Origin of the sequence: Streptococcus suis, from assembly GCF_046032535.1 — a bacterium.
In the GTDB taxonomy this organism is placed as follows: domain Bacteria; phylum Bacillota; class Bacilli; order Lactobacillales; family Streptococcaceae; genus Streptococcus; species Streptococcus suis_AK.
Genome location: NZ_JARQPL010000024.1, coordinates 1 through 19,111, shown reverse-complemented (window position 1 = coordinate 19,111; position 19,111 = coordinate 1). Strand labels below are relative to the sequence as shown.

The following is a 19,111-nucleotide window of genomic DNA, read 5'->3' as shown; positions in this document are numbered from 1 at the left end:
AAAATGGCTCGTTATCAACTGTAATGGATTGATGTTGACTACACTTAGAGAGGATTTATTGATCCTCTCTTTTTTAATATTGAAGGTACTTTGTATATTTATACGATTTTGCGAGAATATGGTACAATAAGGGCAGAATAAATAAAAGTAGGAAGTTTTATGAAATTACCACGTTTTGGCGTTGAGGAATGGCTGAATGTCCATGAAAATAGCGCGATTTATGATATAGCAGGGGTGTCTATTTCTTCATTGACTTTGGAGGAATTGTTTGCCTTGTCGGGCACCAATCCTGAGGATTTTTATAAGAAATTACAAGGCACCAAGCTCAACTATGGCTGGATAGAAGGTTCGCCAGCATTTAAAAAATCAGTTAGTCAACTCTATACAGGCGTCAAGCCAGAACAAATTCTCCAGACCAACGGGGCAACAGGGGCCAACTTACTGGTTCTCTATAGCTTGATTGAGCCAGGGGACCATGTCATTTCTCTCTACCCAACCTACCAACAACTCTACGATATTCCAAAGTCCTTAGGAGCGGAAGTGGATTTGTGGCAGATTGAGGAAGAGCATGGCTGGTTGCCAGACTTGGAAAAACTGCGTCAGCTCATTCGTCCTAACACTAAGATGATTTGCATCAACAATGCCAATAATCCAACTGGCGCTGTCATGGATAGGGCTTATTTGGAAGAATTGGCGGAAATTGCTAGTGAAGTTGGGGCTTACATTCTATCGGATGAAGTCTATCGTTCCTTCTCCGACTTGGATATTCCATCAATCATTGAAGTCAATGACAAGGGTATTGCAGTCAACAGTCTTTCTAAGACCTATTCTCTGCCAGGTATTCGTGTCGGCTGGGTGGCTGCTAATCTTGAAGTAACCGATATTCTGAGAGATTATCGGGATTACACTATGATTTGTGCAGGTGTCTTTGATGACATGGTGGCCCAACTTGCTCTGGCATCTCGCAAAGAGATTTTGAAGAGAAATCGGCGTATTTTAGAAGGAAATCTAGCAATTTTGGACCAATGGATTGAGAATGAACCCCTCGTTTCCTATATTCGTCCAGCGGTTGTTTCGACTAGCTTTGTCAAGATTGCAGTGGATATGCCCATGGAAGATTTTTGCTTGCAGCTTCTGGAGGAATATGGTGTTCTCCTAGTTCCTGGCAATCGGTTTGAACGTGACGGCTATGTCCGTCTAGGTTTTGCCTGTGAACAAGAAACATTAATCAAAGGATTAGAAAAACTATCCCAATTTTTAAGAAGATTTGATAAAGAAAACTAGCTCAGGTGGTTGAGCTAGTTTTCCTTGTTTTCAGGTGTGTTTCTTTGGAACAATTTCCGCCAATCTGGTAGAGAGATTTCAGGGCTTGGAATGGAAGTGCTAATATTGTCCCTCCAAATTTGGTAGCGGGTGTCAAAGAGTTGTCGAATGAGTTTGTCCATCATGTCCGCCTCTTGAGGAGATAATCCTTTTCTCAATCGGTCCATTTCCTGCAATTTCTGTAGGGGATTTACTGTGATGTCGCTAAATCGTTCAATACCTGCTTGGATGAAAATCCCGAAAAAGAGGTCAAAGAAATCTTTCAATTCTTCATCCGTTAGGCTTGCAGTCCAAGCTTTTAAAGTCTGGTCGGTTTGAAGGCTGTCGCTAGTTAGGGCAGGGGCTGACTTGAAATCAGTTCCTTCAATTTCCCAAGAAAATGTGATGTGTTGGAGAAGACCGATGGTGTTGCTCTGAACAATTTGGGCATTTTCAGGTGTTTCCAACATCATACCCACGATGGAATTTTGTGGAATGAGGGGGAAAATCCGATTTTGAATGGCTTGGTAACCAGGAGATTCTAAATGCTTTTTATGGAGCCCTGGCGCGTCAAAGGGATAGACAGCCACAATCCGCTCTTGTAAATCTGAGGACTGCTTACTTGCGGAATAAAGGGCTAAATTACCACCTTTGGAATGCCCTGCGATATAGAAGTTCTCCTTTGGATTAGACATTATTTTTTCCAAATAATCACTTGCAGAACGCTGGGCAGGAATTTCATCCATATAGGTCATTTGGAAGTCTTCCTTCCAACCGATGATAGTGTCATCTGTTCCCCTAAAACAAGTTAGGACAGTCTGTCTGTCCAAGCGGTAGCTAATGGCGGCGAATTGTTGCTCTTGGTCCAACTGATAATCGTCAACGAAGCCAAATGCCTTGATAGACTTGAAGCGTATGGATTTGGCTAGAAGGGCAAATAAGGCTAGGCGGTTTTTGGTCACCATAGAAAAGGGAGGGAAGTCATTCTGATAAGTTACCTCAAAATGCTCAGCCAAATGATCCAGTCGGATGCCATTTTCGGTAAAGGAGGTGGGGACAAGCTTGTCGAAAGGCAGGTAGGAAAGCTCAGTCAGGGCCAAAATGTCCAGTTTGTTCAGGGGCAGGTCGTAAAAACTGTCGTATTGACTGTCTTCTATGTAATTTAATAAATTTGGCATGGTAATCCTTTCCTTTTTCTTCTAGTATAGCGAAATATGTGAGGAATGACAAATCTTGGTTGGAGATTTAGAATAATCCCCCTTTTTTCCTGAATTTTAGGCTATAATATATAGTATATATGAAAAAGGAGAGAGCGATGCAGAAAATACTTCTTGTTGAGGATGATCGGACCATTAGCCAACTAGTTGCCAAAAACCTGATTAACTGGGGCTATCAGGTTCAAGAGGTCAAGGATTTTCAGACGGTTTTGGACCAGATAAGAGATTTTCAGCCCCATTTGATTTTACTGGATATTGGGCTACCTTTTTTTAACGGCTATTACTGGTGTCAGGAAATTCGCAAGACATCCCGTGTGCCCATTATGTTTTTGTCTTCCCATGACCAGCCAATGGATATTGTTATGGCGATCAATATGGGGGCGGATGACTATGTGACCAAGCCCTTTGAAATGACGGTTCTCCTGGCTAAAATACAGGGGCTTCTCAGAAGAACCTATGACTTTGTCGGCGAACAAAGTTTGCTCTGGTTTGAAGAAGTGTCCTTGGACTTGAAGACCATGCAGGTGTCCTATGGTCAGGATGTAGAAGAATTGACCCGAAATGAATTTCAGATTTTACGGGTGCTTTTTGAACATGGCAAGGAAGTGGTCAGCCGTGAGGAGCTGATGAGAGAACTCTGGAACAGTGATATTTTTGTGGATGACAATACCCTGTCGGTAAACATTGCTCGCCTGCGTAAAAAGTTGGCAGAGTTGCGCTTGCCTAACTTGATTATGACCAAGAAAGGAGTAGGCTACGGCCTGGTGTGGACACATGAATAAGGAAATGTTGCCTGATTTTCTAACTTCTTGGCTCCGTCATCGTTGGCTATTTCTGGTCAGCTACTGTCTTTTTGCCACGACCATTTTGGCTTATAGTGGCCTCTTTGACATCCAAAGAAATCTGGTTTTCTACGCCCTCACCCTGCTCACTATCTGCTGGCTCCTCGCCCTCCTCTGGGATTTTTTCAGGGAATTTTCCCGCTTTGGAAAAATCTGGCGTGGTCAGAAAGTGACTACTGGGACAGCCAGTGAACGTTTGTTGCAGGAAAAAGTGGAGCGACTAGAAGTCCAAAACAAGCTCTTGATTGAAAAACAGCGTCAGGAACAGACAGAATTAGATGATTACTATACCCTCTGGGCCCACCAGATGAAAACACCTATTGCAGCCAGTCAGCTCTTGGTTAAGGAAGTAGATAGTAGTCCAGTTCGTCATCAATTAGAATCGGAATTGTTCAAGATTGAGCAATACACAGGCTTGGTCTTGAACTATCTCCGTTTACAGTCCTTTCATGATGATTTGGTTATCGAATCCGTTAATTTGGAAGAGCTGGTCAGAAGTCTGGTCAAGAAATATTCCCTCTTTTTTATTCAGGCCAGTACCAGCTTGGACTTGGGACCGCTGGATAGGACAGTAAAGACCGACAAACGCTGGCTGGGTCTCTTGATTGAGCAAATTTTATCCAATGCCCTCAAATATTGTCAGGGGGGAACCATTTCGATTGCTCTGGACGGCGATGAGTTGGTCATTCGTGATACAGGGATAGGGATTGCAGAGAGTGACTTGGAGCGGGTTTTTGAGCGTGGTTTTTCAGGTTTCAATGGCCGCAGAACCCAGCAGTCTTCGGGTCTGGGACTTTATCTCTCCCGGAAAATCGCTGCGGAGCTGGGCTATTCCCTCAAACTAAGTTCCAAAGTGGGTCAGGGAACAGAAGTGCGAATCGGCATCAAAGAAGTGGAGCTGATTTTTGACTAATCTTACAAAATTGTCACGCAAATGAAAGCTAGGGCTATGGTAGCTTGTCGGAGAATGGGCTAGAATGGGGGTAGAAAAAGAAAAGGAGGCAGTAAGATGACGCTCTTAGATGTGCAACACGTTCAAAAAATTTATAGTTCTCGCTTTAAGGCGGGCCAGGTTGAGGCCTTGAAGGATATTCACTTTGCCGTTGAAGAGGGTGAGTATGTGGCGATCATGGGGGAATCTGGTTCTGGAAAATCCACCTTGCTCAATATTTTGGCAACCCTTGATAAGCCAACGCAGGGCAAGGTTCTGCTCAATGGTGTCAATACAGACACGATTAAGAGCAGGGAAGCGGCAGCCTTTCGTCGGGAGAAATTGGGATTTGTCTTCCAAGATTTCAACCTCTTAGATACCCTCTCGGTCAAGGACAATGTGCTCTTGCCTCTGGTTTTGTCCCGCTATCCGATTGATGAGATGAACAAGCGACTGGTTCATACACTGAATAGTCTAGGAATTGCGACCTTACAAGACAAGATGCCCTACGAGATTTCAGGCGGTCAGCAGCAACGGGTTGCGGTGGCGCGTGCCATCATCACCCAGCCAGAAATCCTTTTGGCAGATGAGCCGACTGGGGCCCTCGATTCCAAATCATCTGCAACCTTATTGGATGTTTTTGAGCAGATTAACCAGCAGGGGCAGACCATTCTGATGGTGACTCACTCGACAGCTGCAGCCAGTCGTGCCAAACGGGTCCTTTTTATCAAGGACGGTATTCTCTACAATCAAATCTACCGTGGTGAACGAACTAGTCAGGAAATGTATCAACTGATTTCAGATACCTTGACAGTCATGGCGAATCGAGGTGAGTAATATGTTTGGACTAACCGTTCGATTGGGCTTAACCAATCTCAAAAAGAACCGCAGGCTCTATTTTCCCTATGCCTTAATGACCATCTTGTCCACAGCCATTGCCTATATTTTTACTTCTTTGGCCTTTCATCCTGATTTAGGTCAGGTCAAGGGAGCCAATGGGGTAACCATGGTTTTGGGCTTCGGTATGATTGTAGTCATGTTGGCAGTTGCCATCATGGTCTTCTATGCCAATAGTTTTGTCATGAAGCAGCGGTCAAAAGAGTTTGGTGTCTATAGTATCCTAGGCTTGGAGAAAAAACACCTTCTCTTGATGACTTTTCTAGAAAATCTGGTCTTCGCAGCCAGTAGTATTTTGACAGGCTTGTTGCTGGGCTTGGCTCTAGATAAACTCTTCTACGCCCTCTTGCTCAAGGTCATGCAAATGCCTGTAGTTCTGGCTTCAACCTTCCAGTTGAAGAGTCTGGTCACTGTACTTATATATCTCTTTGGGATTTTCGCCTTGGTCAGTCTCTTTAATATTGGGAAACTGGGCTTGACCGACTCGCTCAAACTAGTTCAGGGCAAGAAACGTGGGGATAAAAAAACAGGCTTCCTCTGGCTACAAACCCTCTTAGCCCTTATCCTATTGGGGGCAGGCTATGCCATTGCCCAGCTGGTGACCAATCCCTTTCAGGCGGTTCCGAGCTTCTTTGGTGCAACCTTACTGGTTATCCTTGGGACTTATTTGCTTTTCCAAGCAGGTGTTATCAGTCTCTTAAACTGGCTAAAACACCGTCAGACCTATTATTACAAGCCTGAGAATTTTATTTCTGTATCCAACTTGATTTTCCGTATGCGGAAAAATGCTCTAGGCCTTGCGACCATTACCATCCTCTCTAGCATGTTCTTGGTGACCATGGTTGGAGGACTCAATATTTACATCGGTGGTAAGGACTACGTCACCAATCAGAATCCAAATGATTATTCTATTGATGTTGGAATGCAGCCAACCACTTTAAAAAATCAAGTTGAGAAGTGGGAAGAGTGGGCGGATGCTATCTTGGAAAAAGCAGGGATTCCAGTAGAAAACCAAGTTAGTTATCATTACCAGCAGGCTTATTTCTCTAATGTTACGGATAAACAAGTAGAATTTTTGAATAAAGCAGAAGCTTCAGATTTGGCTTTCACTGACCAAGTGGGTGTGGGTTATATTATTGACCTAATCACTTATGAAAAGATGACGGGAGAAAAACTCCAACTAGCTCAACATCAAATAGCTATTTATAACAAGGGAGTTCAATATCAAAAAGGTCAAACCCTTACCATTGATGAAAAGGAGATGGAAGTTGCTCAAGTCTTGCCTAAGAATGTGACCTTGGGGCATCTGCCTGACCATGTGTCTTTCAATGTCAGACAATACTTAATCGTTGTGGTTCAAGATTTGACGATATTTGAAAATCAAGCTGAGGATCACTATTATATGGGCTTTGAAAGCAGTCTATCAGAAGAAGAGCAGGTAGATAGCCAGGAGGTCTTCTTATCGAATAGCTTTGAAAGCGAACTATGGAGTTCAAGCATGTTGCCAGACGGGACCAACTCGATTGGTCTCTCCTACCGTGCCTATGCGATGCGTAGTTTCTTCAGTTTTGCAGGTTCACTTTTCTTCATCGGCCTCTTACTTTCGCTCATCTTTTTGATGGCGGTGGTGCTGGTGATCTACTTCAAACAGATTTCAGAAGGCTATGAAGACAGAGAACGCTTCGTCATTATGACCAAGGTTGGTCTGGATGAGAATCAAGCAAGACAGTCCATCCGTAAGCAGTTGTTGATGGTATTTTTCCTTCCAATCTTCCTGGCTATAGTTCATCTTGGTTTTGCCTATAAGATGTTATCCGCCATCCTTGTCTCAATCGGTGTTGTAAATATGGAATTAATGTTACACGTAACGATAGGAATTTGTGTGGTCTATTTCTTGCTCTACTTGATGGTTTTTGCAATAACAACACGAACTTATAAACAAATTGTTTCCTAAAAACTTGGGGTTTTCCCAAGTTTTTTGATATTTCTAACATAACGTGGAACATTTTTAGAATTTTCAGTCAATTTAATATTTACAGATTAAGAGGATAGTGATATTGTATGTAGCATAACAAAAAAGTTCATTCTATAGTTGCTTAGTGTCATCGTTCTTGCCCTTGATAAAAAATGAAGACAGTAAGATAAGTGCTAACAATTATAGGATAGAAAAGGAGATGTGCTTATGAAAATTGAAGGATCAAGTATTGCCTTTATAGTGATTTGTACAGGTTTGGTATTTTTAATGACGCCAGCCCTTGCTTTCTTCTATGGTGGTCTCGAGAGACGGAAAAATGTCATCTCAACGATGATGATGTCTGTTGTCTCGCTAGCCCTTGCAACGGTGATGTGGTTCGCTGTTGGTTACTCTCTATCATTTTCAGGTGATGGAAATCTTATTGGTGATCTTGGACATGCGTTTTTCCAAGGCGTCAGTGACTCAGAGAGTACAAGGGGCTTGACGATTCCGGATTCACTTTTCGCAGTTTTTCAGATGATGTTTTCTATCATTACTGTTGGTATTTTAACCGGTTCTGTTGCGGGACGGATGCGATTTAAACCTCTCTTAATCTTCATAATTGGTTGGCTTCTTTTAGTTTACTATCCATTTGCCCATATGGTTTGGGATGAAGGGTTACTTGCTCAGTGGGGTACAATTGACTTTGCTGGTGGTGATGTTGTCCATATTACATCAGGGGTAAGTGGCTTGGTTTTGGCTTTGGTAGTTGGCAAGCGCAGAGACTTTAATCGTCTTGAATACCGTCCACATAATGTACCATTTGTCCTATTGGGGGCAGGCTTACTTTGGTTCGGTTGGTTTGGTTTTAACGCAGGTTCTGCCTTAGCAGCCGATGGTTTGGCTGTTCATGCCTTGGTAACGACACATTTGTCAGCTGCAGCGGCCATGTTCTCATGGATTTTGTTAGAATATATAAAGAATGGAAAACCATCACTTGTCGGTGCTTCAACAGGATTAGTAGCTGGATTGGTTGCTATTACGCCCGGGGCTGGTTTTGTATCAACGTGGAGTGCAGTGATTATCGGATTATTGGTTAGTCCAGTTTGTTTCTATGCAATTGCGATTGTGAAACATAAACTTGGTTACGATGATGCCTTAGATGCTTTTGGCTGTCATGGTGTCGGTGGTATTTTTGGCGGTATCGTAACAGGACTGTTTACTACTCCTGAATTGGCTCTCGACCCTGAAAATATTGGCTTGATTTATGGGAATCCACGCCTGTTCTTGGTAACCATCGCAGCGATTGTCTTTACAATTGTTTGGTCTGCAGGCATGACATTTGTTCTCATCAAGGGAATCTCATTCTTCATGCCACTCCGCGTTTCAGATAGAGAAGAAGCAATTGGTTTGGATGATACAGAACATGGTGAGACAGCTTATCCAACATTTATGGGCTTAGATTCATAAGAGAGGTGTTTTTGATGAAAAAAATAGAAGCAATTATTCGTACAGAAAAATTAGAAGATCTTAAGGTTGCCATAACTAGTGCAGGAGTTGCTAAGGGAATGACGATTTCACAAGTTCTGGGTTTTGGTAATCAAAAAGGCTTTGCGGAATTCGTTCGTGGCCAAAAGGTGACTCCAACCATGCTTGCTAAGGTAAAAGCAGAGATTGTAGTTGAAGATGCCGCAGTCGAAGAAGTTGTTGATGTCATCACTACTGTAGTCCGAACAGGGGAAGTCGGTGATGGTAAAATATTTATTCAGCCAATCGATGATGTTGTTCGCATCCGTACAGGGGAACGTGGTCGTGATGCAATTTAGAACTTGGATTCACTGCTCAGCACTTTCATTTAAGTAAGCTTTTCAACACTAGTTCTTTTCAAAATACAGTTAGTGTTCTCTCAAAGACCAGTGTAGATTGCTTTCTTATCTAAAAGTTTGTCATTGGTGAATATTGGTTCTTAGAAATAGATATGAAGAACTTGGGGCAACCCAAGTTCTTTTTTCACAGGTTCTAAGATAGGTTTCTACCGCAACTTTTTATCTTCCCCCTTCAACAGTCTCTCCCCAGACTGTTTGTACACAAATAGCGTTTGTTTATACTCTTCGAAAATCAAAATCAGACGTTGTTGACTTGATTTGATGAGTGAAAGGCTCCAGTGGAGCCTTTCAGCCTGTTACCTTGAAATAAAATAGTAACAGGGTTCTATCTGCTAAGTAGAAACGAACTACGTTCGCTCTATTTCCAACCTCCAAAGGTTCCCCAAACCTTTGGAGCTAGTCTGATTTTGATTTTCATTGAGTATTAATTTCCCACCTCCAACAATCTCCCAGATTGTTGGAGCAATCTATCACTGTGCTGAGATGTTAACGCAAACTTGTAGAAGTGATGTTTTTTTTTTTGAATATTTTTCCACTATTTTGTTTTACATACTAGTCACCTTGTGTTATACTATAGGTACAAAGCTAATAGGTAAAACAAACTAGTGATAAAAGACAAATAAAATCACTTTTATTTTTATCAGACTAGTAGGCATTACAAACTAGATCGGAGTATAACATGAAATTGGACAAGAAGAAACGTGAAAACTGGGAAGTGGTAGCCATCACGCTTGTGACGGCCATTATAACAGGCTGGGCCTTGGATTCTATCTTGATCTTAGGTATCATGTTAGCATCAGGCTTGCTGTTTGGATTTTTTGCAGAGGAAGAGGAGGGCTTATGAAAGAAACCCAGATGCTCAAGGGGGTCCTGGATGGCTGTGTATTGCAAATAATCAGCCAGAAGGAGATTTATGGTTATGAGCTGGTTCAGGAATTGAGAAATCAGGGCTTTGAAAACATGGTCGGAGGGACAGTCTATCCCCTCCTTCAGAAGCTAGAAAAAAATGACCTGATTTTTAGTCAGAATAAGCCCTCGCCAGACGGGCCAGATAGAAAGTATTTTTATCTGACAGACCAGGGAAAGGCTTATTTAGAAGATTTTTGGTCTCAGTGGGCTGAGCTGGTCCAAAAGGTTCAGCGATTGAAAGGAGAGTAGGATGAGCAAACAAATGGAATACCGCAAGCAGATTGAAGTGATTGAAAGCCAATTGACCAAGGAAAACAAGGAGTATATGGGCCGTATCAATGGCTATATGATGATTGCGTCTGTCTTTCACAGGCAGGAAGAAGCAGTGACTGCCCAGCTCTTATCCATTTACCAAGATGTTCTTGAAGCCCAAAAAGACGGGCTTTCGGCGGAGGATTTTCTGGGTAAAGATAGCAAGCAGATGGCGGACGACCTACTCAGCTACCTCCCTCCGATTGGTTTCAGGGAAGTCGCAAACCTGAGTGGCCTCATGCTCATCATTTACCTCGGTAGCCAATGGCTCATGGATTTTGCAGGGACAGGAACCATTTCACTCAACTGGCTGGACTTGATCTGCGACACGCTACTTAGCCTCCTCCTCCCCGCTGGGATTTTCCTCATTATTCGCGGTTTGATTTACCAGACCAGCAAAATCAAGGTTTGGGCAAGTTTTCTCTGTATTCCCCTTCTTTTTCTCGTGATTTGTGGACTTCGTCTCTGGGCAATGCCCAAGGAACCTGACCTAGTCTTGACTGGCTGGGGGCTTCTAGTACCACTCACCTTGCTCGGTCTCGCTCTGCTATTTTTCCAAAAGGAAAAATTAGTCCGCTATGTCTTTTTACCGACCTATCTCTTCATGATTGTTGGCGGTGTGGTAAATATGGTCATGACCGTTCCAGTTTGGCTCAATCTGATGTTGGTCATTCTTCCAGCTATGGCCTTTTGGATTGGAACTGCGGTTTTGTTGGTGAGAAAGGAGAAGTAAGATGAACAAGCAACAGGAACATTTGAATGCTATTAGCAGCTTACAGGGGAAGTTGACCAAGGAAAACAAGGCCTATATGCGTAAGCTCCATGCTTACTTGATGTTGGCATCAGCCTTTCATGAGCAGGAGGAAAAGGCGACCGAACTCTTGCTTTCAATCTACCAAGATGTCTTGGATGCCCAGGCAGACGGTCAGTCAGCAGAGAATTTTTTAGGCAAAGACAGCAAGCAAATGGCGGATGAACTCTTGTCTGACCTGCCGCCCATTCGCTGGTACTATGGTCTGCGGTTAACAGGATTGATTTCCCTTGTCTATATTAGTTGGTTTTTCTTAGGTTTGTTTGGAGTGACTGGTGAAATGGTTCTAGAATGGCGGGGCTTGCTGTGCGATTTGCTTCTGGCACTCATTCTACCCAGCTCTGCTTTTTTCATCCTAAAGAACCTAGTCTATGAACGGTCAAAAATCAAGTCCTATCTGCTGATGGGGACTTGGGGGCTTAGCTTTGTGGTGTTAGTTGTCTTGCGTTTTTGGATTAGTCGGCAGTTTTATGAGGGGATTCCCCTGCCCTTGTGGGCCAGTCTTTTGGTGATTCTAGGAATCGCAGCTGGTCTCTTCTACTATCGCAGTAAGTCAGCAATTGTAGATACCTTAATCCCAGCCTATGTCCTAACGGTGCTCAGCGGCTTTAGTCAGCTGCTGGCTAGCCAGGTTGGCTATGGACCGCAGGACTGGACAGGTTGGCTACCTCTGCTCTTTATGGTTCTTGCCTTTTTCTCAACGCTTGCAGGCACATTTTTCCTATTGAAAAAGGAGAATGTGGGGTAGAAATACGATTAGACAACTCTTTAGAGTGGTCTGATTTTTTGGTATAATGGTTGAAAGATAGAAAGACAACAAAGGAGTAAACCATGACATTTGAAGAGATTTTACCAGGCTTGAAGGCCAAGAAAAAGTACGTTCGCACAGGCTGGGGCGGAGCGGAGAACTACGTCCAGCTCTTTGACACCATAGAGGTCCACGGGCAAAAGCTGGAGGCGACGCCTTATTTCCTCATCAACGTGACAGGCGAGGGCGAAGGTTTCTCCATGTGGAGCCCGACCCCTTGCGATGTCCTTGCGACCGACTGGGTGGAAGTCCATGACTAAGACAGCCCTCATCACCGGCGTTTCCAGCGGCATTGGACTAGCGCAGGCGGAGATTTTTTTGGAAAATGGCTGGCGTGTCCACGGGATTGATCAGGCCGGCAAGCCTGATTTGGCAGGCGATTTCCACTTTCTACAGCTGGACCTGGCTGGCGATTTAAACCCAGTCTTTTCATGGTGCCAGACAGTTGATGTCCTCTGTAACACCGCAGGCATTCTAGACGATTACCGCCCCCACCTTGATATTGAGGAGGATGAATTAGCTCAGGTCTTCGCGGTGAATTTTTTTGCGGTGACAAGACTAACCCGCCCTTATCTGCAGCAAATGGTGAACAGGCAGTCAGGTATTATTATCAATATGTGCTCCATTGCCTCCAGTCTAGCAGGTGGTGGAGGCTCTGCCTACACCGCCTCCAAGCACGCTTTGGCAGGTTTTACCAAGCAGTTGGCACTGGACTATGCCAAGGACAAGGTACAGGTCTTCGGCATCGCTCCTGGTGCCGTCCAGACAGGCATGACCCAGAAAGATTTTGAGCCAGGGGGATTAGCCGATTGGGTGGCAGACCAGACCCCTATCGGCCGTTGGACCCAGCCTAGCGAAATAGCAGAGCTGACCTATATGCTGGCTACTGGCAAACTCGCTTCCATGCAGGGTCAAATTATCACCATTGACGGCGGCTGGAGTTTAAAGTAGGGAGGAATGTTATGATTCTTGAATCTAATCGCCTTTTGCTCCGTCCTTGGAGCGAGTCAGACGCAGCTGACTTATTTTCTCAGGCCAGTCATCCAGATGTGGGACCCGCAGCAGGTTGGCCAGTTCATCAAAGTCTGGAAGTAAGTCGAGAAATTATCAAGACAGTCCTCAGTCAACCAGAAACCTATGCCCTTGTCCTCAAAGAAACAAGTCAGGTCATTGGCAGTATTGGCCTCATGATTGGCAAGCAGAGCGGGCTTGATTTGCCAGATTCAGAAGCAGAACTGGGCTACTGGCTTGGCCAGGGATTTTGGGGACAAAGCCTCATTCCAGAAGCTAGTCAAGTTTTACTGGATTACGGATTTGTCCAGTTGAGTTTAGACAAGATTTGGTGTTGTGCATTTGTAGAAAATAGCAAGTCCCTACGTGTACAAGAAAAGCTGGGCTTTGTTTACCAATACCTCTTGAAAGATGTGCATTTCCCACTCATTGATGAAGTTCGTACCGAACGAGTGAGCCTGTTGACGAGAGGAGAATGGTATTCTAGAAAGGAAAAACCATGACCCCAACACAACTCTGGCAAGAATTTCTTGCCATCAATTCCCAAGCAGGTCCTGAGCCAGAGGCCTGGGCCTTTGGGGCGGAAGCTGATCGACTGGCTGAATTGGTGGCTAGAGGCATCAAAACCTCGACCAGCTCTGCTCATGCCCTTTACGAAGTAGAGGGAGAAGAAATCCCTACAGCTGGCGGCTATGACATCATTCTGGACGGTCAAGGTCAGGCTGTCTGCATTATCCAGACCACCAAGGTCTATGTGACGCCCTTTTGCCAAGTGACAGCGGACCATGCCTATAAAGAAGGCGAGTTCCGTCAGGAAGGTGAATTGTCCGTCGTAAAAGAGAAAAGTTTGGCTCACTGGCGACAGGTCCATGAAGAGCTTTTCACTATTTGGCTGGCAGAAGCAGGTATGTCCTTCTCAGAAGATATGCTGGTCGTCTGTGAAGAATTTGAATTGGTTTACCCTAAAAATTAGGTCCTTGCTTGTTTATTTTAAGTTGTTTATATTATAATAATATAAAATTAAACAAGGAGGTTCCTATGAATAAGGAACGTGTCATCAATTTATTGGACCAGCTTTCTTCTATTCTTGCTGGAAAAGAGGAAACAATCGGCAAAAAACTGACAGAGAAATTGCAGTCAGCCTTGCTTGTGGCCAAGGAAGATGTGGCAAGTAAGGAAGGATTGGCACTTGAGACCAGTTTGTCAGGCTTTGTGCAGACCATTTCTAATGCTAGCTTGCCTGGCACCAATCTCCGTTTTACAGACCAAGAACGCCCTGTTTGGGAAGAGTTTAAAGCCTTGACAGAGAAAGCAAGAGAAGATGGTCAACGAGGCCTCCATTTAACAATCTAAGGAGCTCAGGCTCCTTTTTTTATATCTAAATAGTTTGTTACGCCTGAAGCGAATTATGTTCGAGCCATTTCCGACTTCCAAATTTCCCCAATCCTTAATGTTACGAACGGGTTCGCTTCATTTCCAACCTCCAACTGTTCCCAGACAGTTGGAGCTCTGCTATTTTCCAAAAACATCAAAATTTGCTATAATAGGGTCATATACAAATGAAAAGAGATTTATTATGAGCAATAACTATGCAATTATCCTAGCGGCGGGTAAGGGAACTCGCATGAAGTCTGACTTGCCAAAGGTCTTACACAAAGTGGCAGGGATTTCCATGTTGGAACATGTGAAACGTGCGGTTGATGCTATGGAACCTGCGAAAACTGTGACCATTGTGGGACACAAGGCAGAATTGGTACAGGAAGTTTTAGAAGGTCAGTCAGAGTTTGCCCTTCAATCTGAACAGCTGGGGACAGGCCACGCCGTTATGATGGCTGAGCCAGCTCTTGCAGGTTTGGAAGGTCAGACCCTTGTTATCGCAGGGGATACACCGCTGATTACAGGAGAAAGCTTGAAGAACCTTATTAACTTCCATGTCAGCCACAAGAATGTTGCGACTATCTTGACAGCTCAGGCTGATAACCCATTCGGATATGGTCGGATTATTCGCAATGCTGATGGGGAAGTTTTGAAGATTGTAGAGCAAAAAGATGCCAACGATTTTGAAAAACAAGTGAAAGAAATCAATACAGGAACCTACTTGTTTGATAATAAACGTCTTTTTGAAGCGCTTAAAGATATTAATACGGACAATGCCCAAGGTGAGTACTATCTGACAGATGTTATTTCGATTTTTCGTCAGGCAGGCGAGAAGGTTGGGGCCTATGTATTGCGTGATTTTGATGAAAGTTTGGGTGTCAATGATCGCGTCGCTCTTGCGACTGCAGAAGCTGTTATGCGCAAACGAATCAATGAAAAACACATGGTCAATGGTGTGACATTTATCAACCCAGATGCAACCTATATCGACATCGATGTAGAAATCGGAGCAGAAGCTATTATCGAAGCTAATGTTGTCTTGAAAGGGCAAACGGTGATTGGTGAACGTACTGTTTTAACCAATGGTACTCGTGTACGCGATGCGAAAATTGCAGCAGATGTCGTTATCAGCAACTCAGACATTGAAGAATCTGTCATTGAAGAAGGTGTGACGGTAGGACCATACGCCCATATTCGTCCAGGCAGTCTCTTGAAAAAAGATGTTCACGTTGGAAACTTTGTGGAAATCAAGGCCTCTACACTTGGTCAAGGAACGAAGTCTGGTCATTTGACCTACCTAGGAAATGCAACGATTGGCAATAATGTTAACGTTGGTGCTGGTACCATCACTGTCAATTACGACGGTAAAAATAAATTTAAAACAACCGTTGGAGATAATGCCTTTGTTGGCTCTAACTCAACCATTATCGCACCAGTAATTATTGGGGACAATGCCTTGTTGGCTGCAGGTTCTGTTATTACAAAAGATATTCCAGAGGATGCCATCGGTATTGGTCGTGGTCGTCAAGAAAACAAAGAAGGTTATGCGACTCGTTTTCCGTTCCATCCAAGTCAAAAATAGGTAATCGTATGAATTTTGAAGAAAAAACCATTGAGCGGACAGAAATTTTTAAAGGGCACATTTTTGATGTAGTAGTAGATGATGTTGCCCTGCCAAATGGTGGAACTGGTAAGCGCGAACTGATTTTTCACAAGGGAGCAGTTTGCGTTTTAGCCGTCACTCCAGAAGGTAAAATGATTTTAGTCAAACAATACCGCAAGACTATTGAACGTACTATTTATGAAATTCCGGCGGGGAAATTGGAGCTGGGCGAAGAAGATACGCTTGAAGATGCTGCTTTGCGTGAATTAGAAGAAGAAACAGGCTATACTAGTGACAAACTGACCTTGTTGGCAGATTTCTATTCAGCCATCGGTTTTTGTAATGAACGAATTCGCCTTTATTTAGCAGATAACCTTATCAAGGTTGAAAATCCTCGTCCAATGGATGAAGATGAGGTTATCGAATTACATGAGGTAACCTTGGAAGAGGCTTTGAACTTGGTGGCTACTGGCGATATTTGTGATGCAAAGACCATCATGGCTGTCCAATATTTACAACTCATGAGAAAGTAGGAAACTAGCAATGGGCAAGCCCTTGTTGACGGATGAAATTTTAGAGAAAGCGAAAAAGAAACAGTATTCCGACCAATCTAGCCAGTTTGGACACTATCGTCCAAACCAGGATATATCAATGGATGATGCTCTATTCGATCCATATCTAGAAGAAGATTATCAGGGATATGAAGAGGGACAAACAATCCGAATCCCGGTCAAACCTACTGTAGTAAAAAGTCGCCGTATCGAAACCATCAAGCGAGAAGCTTTCCGCAGTAAGGTAAACAAAATCCTTTTTTGGGTCATCATCTTACTGATAATGTTTATCATTGCAGTATTATTTATTTAGGAGAAGAGATGAAATTTGGAATTATCGCAGCCATGCCTCAGGAATTAAAGATTTTGGTCGAGCATCTACAAGATGCAACTGAAATCGATGTCTTGGGTCGAACTTACTATCAGGGACGAATCGGTCAACATGAAGTCGTTCTTGTTCAGTCAGGTATCGGTAAGGTTATGTCAGCTATGTCCGTGGCTGTTTTGGCAGATCGTTTTTCAGTTGATGTCATTGTTAATACTGGCTCGGCAGGAGCAGTTGCCGAAGGTATTGCCATCGGTGATGTGGTTGTAGCGAATCAATTGGCTTACCACGATGTGGATGTGACGGCTTTTGGCTATGCTTACGGGCAAATGGCAGGGCAGGAATTGTATTATCCAGCAGACCAAGTCTTGTTAGAACAGCTAAGAACCGTTTTAGCAGAGCAGGAAATGATTAGCCATGTGGGTCTGATTGTGACAGGTGACAGTTTTATCGCAGGTCAGGAGAGAATTGCTACGATCAAAACTCATTTTCCAGAAGTTCTGGCTGTGGAGATGGAGGGAGCGGCCATCGCCCAAGCGGCTGTCAATACAGGTAAGCCATTCTTGGTTATCCGTGCCATGAGTGACACAGCTCAGGGAGATGCCAATATCACCTTTGATGAATTTATCATTCAAGCAGGAGAACGTTCTGCCCAGACCCTGATTGCCTTTCTGGAGAAAAATTAAGCAGATTTTGACAACAATACATTGAAATAGGATAACAGTAGCAAAAAGTTGTTACTGTTTTTCTTATGCAGTAATTTGAGCCCGCTATTATAAGGTTTCAGCCATCTGTCCCCATACAATTTCTGATAAGAGTTATTGAAAAGCTCGTGAAAATACTTTACAATTTTGTTTAAGAAAAATAATTTAGGAGGTTGTTATGGTTCAGCGATTATTGCTTGCAAATGATTTGCCTGGTGTGGGTAAGGTTGCCCTAGCCACTAGCATCCCAATTGCAGCAGCCTGTCAGGTAGAAACGATTCTTTTACCAACGGTACTACTTTCTTCTCATACGGGTGGTTTTCCAGATGTTGTCGTTGAAGATATGACTGACTTGAATCGAGCCTATTTTGAACAGTGGAAGAACTTGAATTTGGAATTGGCAGGTATCTTGTCTGGCTACTGTAGAAATCCTCAGCAACTAAGTCAATTGGCTATGTATGCGAAACAAACAGAGACACCATTGATTGTTGATCCGGTCATGGGGGATGGAGGCAAGTTGTATTCAGGTTTCACATCTACCTATGTAGAAGCCATGAAAGAGTTGATCCAGTCGGCCAAGCTCATTCTCCCCAATGTAACAGAGGCAGCTTTTTTGACAGGGAGGGAATATTTGGGAGCTTGCTACGATAGGGCGGCTATTGAGGACTTACTGGAAGCTTTAGCAGAGCAGGTATCCGCAGATATTGTACTGACAGGGATTTCCTTTGATGATAGCCAAATAGGTGTAGCCTATTTTCAGCAGGAAACAGGGGAAATAACTACCTATATGTCTAAAAAATATCCAGCAAATTTCTTTGGAACAGGTGACATTCTATCTACCTTGTTGGCAGTAGCAACCATCCAACAAATCAATCTCCATCAAGCTATCCCTCTAGCTTTAGATTTTATCGACAAGAGTTTAGAGCGTACCCTTGCTTTGGATAGAGACTTGAAATTTGGGATTTACTTCGAACCATTTTTAGCAGAATTACAGCAAGCATTTCAAACATTAAAGGAGAAATTATGAAACAGAGTCAATTGCGTCAATTAACAGAAATTAGCCTATTTGCAGCCCTTATTTGTGTGGTTGTCTTCTTTATTCGTATTCCTTTTGGGAGTCAATTTGTCCATTTAGGCAATGCTCTGGTGGTAGTAGGAGTATTGATCTTTGGTGCCAAAAAAGGGGCGCTGGCAGCCTCACTCGGTCTAGGCATCTTCGATTTACTGTCGGGATATGCTTCCGTTGCTTGGATTACCATTCTAGAATCACTCATCGTCTGCTTCATTTTGCATTTGTTTTACGAGAAATTCCTCAAGGAAAATGATCGCTTAACCAATATTATTTTGGTTGGAATTGTTGCGGCAATTACAAAAATTATCTTGAACCTGTTGAAGTACACATTGACGGGTAGTTTAGTCGGTGGACTAACGCCATCGGCATCATTTTTAGCTGCTTTGGGTCGGATTTTAGGAACCTATGGCACTGCAATTACGACCATCATTGCTGTACCTATTCTTTATCAGGTATGTAAAAGGTTATACGGTAGAAAGTAATTGAGAAATTTGAAAATGCAAAAAAGAGGCTGGACAAAAAGCCCAATGTCATTAAGTTAAGCATTTAAAACTATTCCCGTCCGAGCAATTGATGACCAAACGGGAATAGTTTTTGTA

General features: G+C 43.4%; 23 protein-coding genes. 22 read left to right on the top strand and 1 reads right to left on the bottom strand.

Translation table 11 applies throughout. From position 1 onward, the window contains the following. Window positions 1–159: 159 nt before the first annotated feature. A complete protein-coding gene (locus tag P7J58_RS07830) occupies window positions 160–1,284 on the top strand; it encodes an aminotransferase (protein WP_408572577.1) in 1,125 nt (374 codons plus the stop codon). 14 nt (window positions 1,285–1,298) lie between these two features. Here the strand turns inward: P7J58_RS07830 and P7J58_RS07825 are convergent, their stop codons facing one another. Then, the gene (locus P7J58_RS07825; RefSeq protein ID WP_408572576.1) at window positions 1,299–2,480 is read right to left on the bottom strand and encodes a DUF2974 domain-containing protein; all 1,182 of its coding nucleotides are present in this window, start codon (window positions 2,478–2,480) and stop codon (window positions 1,299–1,301) included. 137 nt (window positions 2,481–2,617) lie between these two features. On the opposite strand from P7J58_RS07825, the gene P7J58_RS07820 reads away from it, so the two are divergent. From P7J58_RS07820 to P7J58_RS07720, 21 genes are all read left to right on the top strand, one after another. Continuing rightward, window positions 2,618–3,301: a response regulator transcription factor gene (locus P7J58_RS07820; protein ID WP_408572575.1), complete on the top strand. Its 684-nt coding sequence runs from the start codon at window positions 2,618–2,620 to the stop codon at window positions 3,299–3,301. Next, window positions 3,294–4,274 (top strand): sensor histidine kinase, encoded by a 981-nt coding sequence (locus P7J58_RS07815; RefSeq protein ID WP_408572574.1) that lies wholly within the window; start codon window positions 3,294–3,296, stop codon window positions 4,272–4,274. The genes P7J58_RS07820 and P7J58_RS07815 overlap by 8 nt, the downstream gene beginning before the upstream one ends. A 96-nt stretch (window positions 4,275–4,370) precedes the next feature. After that, on the top strand, window positions 4,371–5,129 hold the full coding sequence (locus tag P7J58_RS07810; RefSeq protein WP_408556070.1) for an ABC transporter ATP-binding protein: 759 nt from the start codon (window positions 4,371–4,373) through the stop codon (window positions 5,127–5,129). A gap of 1 nt (window position 5,130) precedes the next feature. Continuing rightward, window positions 5,131–7,143, top strand: coding sequence for an ABC transporter permease (locus P7J58_RS07805; RefSeq protein WP_408556069.1), 2,013 nt, complete (start codon window positions 5,131–5,133; stop codon window positions 7,141–7,143). Window positions 7,144–7,377: 234 nt separating this feature from the next. After that, the gene (locus P7J58_RS07800) at window positions 7,378–8,613 is read left to right on the top strand and encodes an ammonium transporter (protein ID WP_024391728.1); all 1,236 of its coding nucleotides are present in this window, start codon (window positions 7,378–7,380) and stop codon (window positions 8,611–8,613) included. A 14-nt stretch (window positions 8,614–8,627) separates the two neighbouring features. Further along, window positions 8,628–8,969: a P-II family nitrogen regulator gene (locus P7J58_RS07795; RefSeq protein ID WP_024391727.1), complete on the top strand. Its 342-nt coding sequence runs from the start codon at window positions 8,628–8,630 to the stop codon at window positions 8,967–8,969. 739 nt (window positions 8,970–9,708) lie between these two features. After that, entirely contained in the window at window positions 9,709–9,873 is a 165-nt protein-coding gene (locus tag P7J58_RS07790) for a hypothetical protein (RefSeq protein ID WP_408556068.1), read from the top strand. Continuing rightward, window positions 9,870–10,187: a PadR family transcriptional regulator gene (locus P7J58_RS07785; RefSeq protein ID WP_408556067.1), complete on the top strand. Its 318-nt coding sequence runs from the start codon at window positions 9,870–9,872 to the stop codon at window positions 10,185–10,187. Before P7J58_RS07790 ends, P7J58_RS07785 begins: the two co-directional genes overlap by 4 nt. Before the next feature lies 1 nt (window position 10,188). Next, the gene (locus P7J58_RS07780) at window positions 10,189–10,983 is read left to right on the top strand and encodes a hypothetical protein (RefSeq protein ID WP_408556066.1); all 795 of its coding nucleotides are present in this window, start codon (window positions 10,189–10,191) and stop codon (window positions 10,981–10,983) included. Between the two features lies 1 nt (window position 10,984). Then, a complete protein-coding gene (locus P7J58_RS07775; RefSeq protein WP_408556065.1) occupies window positions 10,985–11,809 on the top strand; it encodes a hypothetical protein in 825 nt (274 codons plus the stop codon). 83 nt (window positions 11,810–11,892) lie between these two features. Next, on the top strand, window positions 11,893–12,129 hold the full coding sequence (locus tag P7J58_RS07770; RefSeq protein ID WP_004194840.1) for a DUF2829 domain-containing protein: 237 nt from the start codon (window positions 11,893–11,895) through the stop codon (window positions 12,127–12,129). Further along, window positions 12,122–12,820 carry a 3-oxoacyl-ACP reductase gene (locus tag P7J58_RS07765; protein WP_408556064.1) on the top strand — a complete coding sequence of 233 codons (699 nt, stop codon included), beginning with the start codon at window positions 12,122–12,124 and terminating at the stop codon, window positions 12,818–12,820. Before P7J58_RS07770 ends, P7J58_RS07765 begins: the two co-directional genes overlap by 8 nt. An 11-nt stretch (window positions 12,821–12,831) precedes the next feature. Next, entirely contained in the window at window positions 12,832–13,383 is a 552-nt protein-coding gene (locus P7J58_RS07760; RefSeq protein WP_408556063.1) for a GNAT family N-acetyltransferase, read from the top strand. After that, window positions 13,380–13,853 (top strand): ASCH domain-containing protein, encoded by a 474-nt coding sequence (locus P7J58_RS07755; protein WP_408556062.1) that lies wholly within the window; start codon window positions 13,380–13,382, stop codon window positions 13,851–13,853. The genes P7J58_RS07760 and P7J58_RS07755 overlap by 4 nt, the downstream gene beginning before the upstream one ends. Before the next feature lie 65 nt (window positions 13,854–13,918). Further along, complete coding sequence (locus P7J58_RS07750; protein ID WP_408556061.1) at window positions 13,919–14,233, top strand: hypothetical protein; 315 nt, start codon at window positions 13,919–13,921, stop codon at window positions 14,231–14,233. Window positions 14,234–14,456: 223 nt separating this feature from the next. Continuing rightward, window positions 14,457–15,839 carry a bifunctional UDP-N-acetylglucosamine diphosphorylase/glucosamine-1-phosphate N-acetyltransferase GlmU gene (glmU, locus tag P7J58_RS07745; protein ID WP_408556060.1) on the top strand — a complete coding sequence of 461 codons (1,383 nt, stop codon included), beginning with the start codon at window positions 14,457–14,459 and terminating at the stop codon, window positions 15,837–15,839. An 8-nt stretch (window positions 15,840–15,847) separates the two neighbouring features. Next, the gene (locus P7J58_RS07740; RefSeq protein ID WP_408556059.1) at window positions 15,848–16,393 is read left to right on the top strand and encodes an NUDIX hydrolase; all 546 of its coding nucleotides are present in this window, start codon (window positions 15,848–15,850) and stop codon (window positions 16,391–16,393) included. Between the two features lie 10 nt (window positions 16,394–16,403). Further along, a complete protein-coding gene (gene macP, locus P7J58_RS07735; RefSeq protein ID WP_024376764.1) occupies window positions 16,404–16,724 on the top strand; it encodes a cell wall synthase accessory phosphoprotein MacP in 321 nt (106 codons plus the stop codon). Window positions 16,725–16,732: 8 nt separating this feature from the next. After that, window positions 16,733–17,422 carry a 5'-methylthioadenosine/adenosylhomocysteine nucleosidase gene (locus P7J58_RS07730; protein ID WP_015647163.1) on the top strand — a complete coding sequence of 230 codons (690 nt, stop codon included), beginning with the start codon at window positions 16,733–16,735 and terminating at the stop codon, window positions 17,420–17,422. Window positions 17,423–17,618: 196 nt separating this feature from the next. After that, entirely contained in the window at window positions 17,619–18,467 is an 849-nt protein-coding gene (locus P7J58_RS07725; protein ID WP_408556058.1) for a pyridoxamine kinase, read from the top strand. After that, the gene (locus tag P7J58_RS07720) at window positions 18,464–18,994 is read left to right on the top strand and encodes an ECF transporter S component (protein ID WP_105146121.1); all 531 of its coding nucleotides are present in this window, start codon (window positions 18,464–18,466) and stop codon (window positions 18,992–18,994) included. The genes P7J58_RS07725 and P7J58_RS07720 overlap by 4 nt, the downstream gene beginning before the upstream one ends. Window positions 18,995–19,111 lie beyond the last annotated feature (117 nt).

Excerpts from the sequence above, each read along its gene's own strand:
- P7J58_RS07725 (WP_408556058.1), top strand. The coding sequence starts at position 17,619 with ATGGTTCAGCGATTATTGCTTGCAAATGATTTGCCTGGTGTGGGTAAG.
- P7J58_RS07770 (WP_004194840.1), top strand. The coding sequence starts at position 11,893 with ATGACATTTGAAGAGATTTTACCAGGCTTGAAGGCCAAGAAAAAGTAC.
- P7J58_RS07740 (WP_408556059.1), top strand. The coding sequence starts at position 15,848 with ATGAATTTTGAAGAAAAAACCATTGAGCGGACAGAAATTTTTAAAGGG.
- macP (WP_024376764.1), top strand. The coding sequence starts at position 16,404 with ATGGGCAAGCCCTTGTTGACGGATGAAATTTTAGAGAAAGCGAAAAAG.
- P7J58_RS07795 (WP_024391727.1), top strand. The coding sequence starts at position 8,628 with ATGAAAAAAATAGAAGCAATTATTCGTACAGAAAAATTAGAAGATCTT.
- P7J58_RS07815 (WP_408572574.1), top strand. The coding sequence starts at position 3,294 with ATGAATAAGGAAATGTTGCCTGATTTTCTAACTTCTTGGCTCCGTCAT.
- P7J58_RS07775 (WP_408556065.1), top strand. The coding sequence starts at position 10,985 with ATGAACAAGCAACAGGAACATTTGAATGCTATTAGCAGCTTACAGGGG.
- P7J58_RS07730 (WP_015647163.1), top strand. The coding sequence starts at position 16,733 with ATGAAATTTGGAATTATCGCAGCCATGCCTCAGGAATTAAAGATTTTG.
- P7J58_RS07825 (WP_408572576.1), bottom strand. The coding sequence starts at position 2,480 with ATGCCAAATTTATTAAATTACATAGAAGACAGTCAATACGACAGTTTT.
- P7J58_RS07820 (WP_408572575.1), top strand. The coding sequence starts at position 2,618 with ATGCAGAAAATACTTCTTGTTGAGGATGATCGGACCATTAGCCAACTA.
- P7J58_RS07785 (WP_408556067.1), top strand. The coding sequence starts at position 9,870 with ATGAAAGAAACCCAGATGCTCAAGGGGGTCCTGGATGGCTGTGTATTG.
- P7J58_RS07830 (WP_408572577.1), top strand. The coding sequence starts at position 160 with ATGAAATTACCACGTTTTGGCGTTGAGGAATGGCTGAATGTCCATGAA.
- P7J58_RS07760 (WP_408556063.1), top strand. The coding sequence starts at position 12,832 with ATGATTCTTGAATCTAATCGCCTTTTGCTCCGTCCTTGGAGCGAGTCA.
- P7J58_RS07805 (WP_408556069.1), top strand. The coding sequence starts at position 5,131 with ATGTTTGGACTAACCGTTCGATTGGGCTTAACCAATCTCAAAAAGAAC.
- glmU (WP_408556060.1), top strand. The coding sequence starts at position 14,457 with ATGAGCAATAACTATGCAATTATCCTAGCGGCGGGTAAGGGAACTCGC.
- P7J58_RS07780 (WP_408556066.1), top strand. The coding sequence starts at position 10,189 with ATGAGCAAACAAATGGAATACCGCAAGCAGATTGAAGTGATTGAAAGC.
- P7J58_RS07755 (WP_408556062.1), top strand. The coding sequence starts at position 13,380 with ATGACCCCAACACAACTCTGGCAAGAATTTCTTGCCATCAATTCCCAA.
- P7J58_RS07765 (WP_408556064.1), top strand. The coding sequence starts at position 12,122 with ATGACTAAGACAGCCCTCATCACCGGCGTTTCCAGCGGCATTGGACTA.
- P7J58_RS07790 (WP_408556068.1), top strand. The coding sequence starts at position 9,709 with ATGAAATTGGACAAGAAGAAACGTGAAAACTGGGAAGTGGTAGCCATC.
- P7J58_RS07720 (WP_105146121.1), top strand. The coding sequence starts at position 18,464 with ATGAAACAGAGTCAATTGCGTCAATTAACAGAAATTAGCCTATTTGCA.
- P7J58_RS07750 (WP_408556061.1), top strand. The coding sequence starts at position 13,919 with ATGAATAAGGAACGTGTCATCAATTTATTGGACCAGCTTTCTTCTATT.
- P7J58_RS07810 (WP_408556070.1), top strand. The coding sequence starts at position 4,371 with ATGACGCTCTTAGATGTGCAACACGTTCAAAAAATTTATAGTTCTCGC.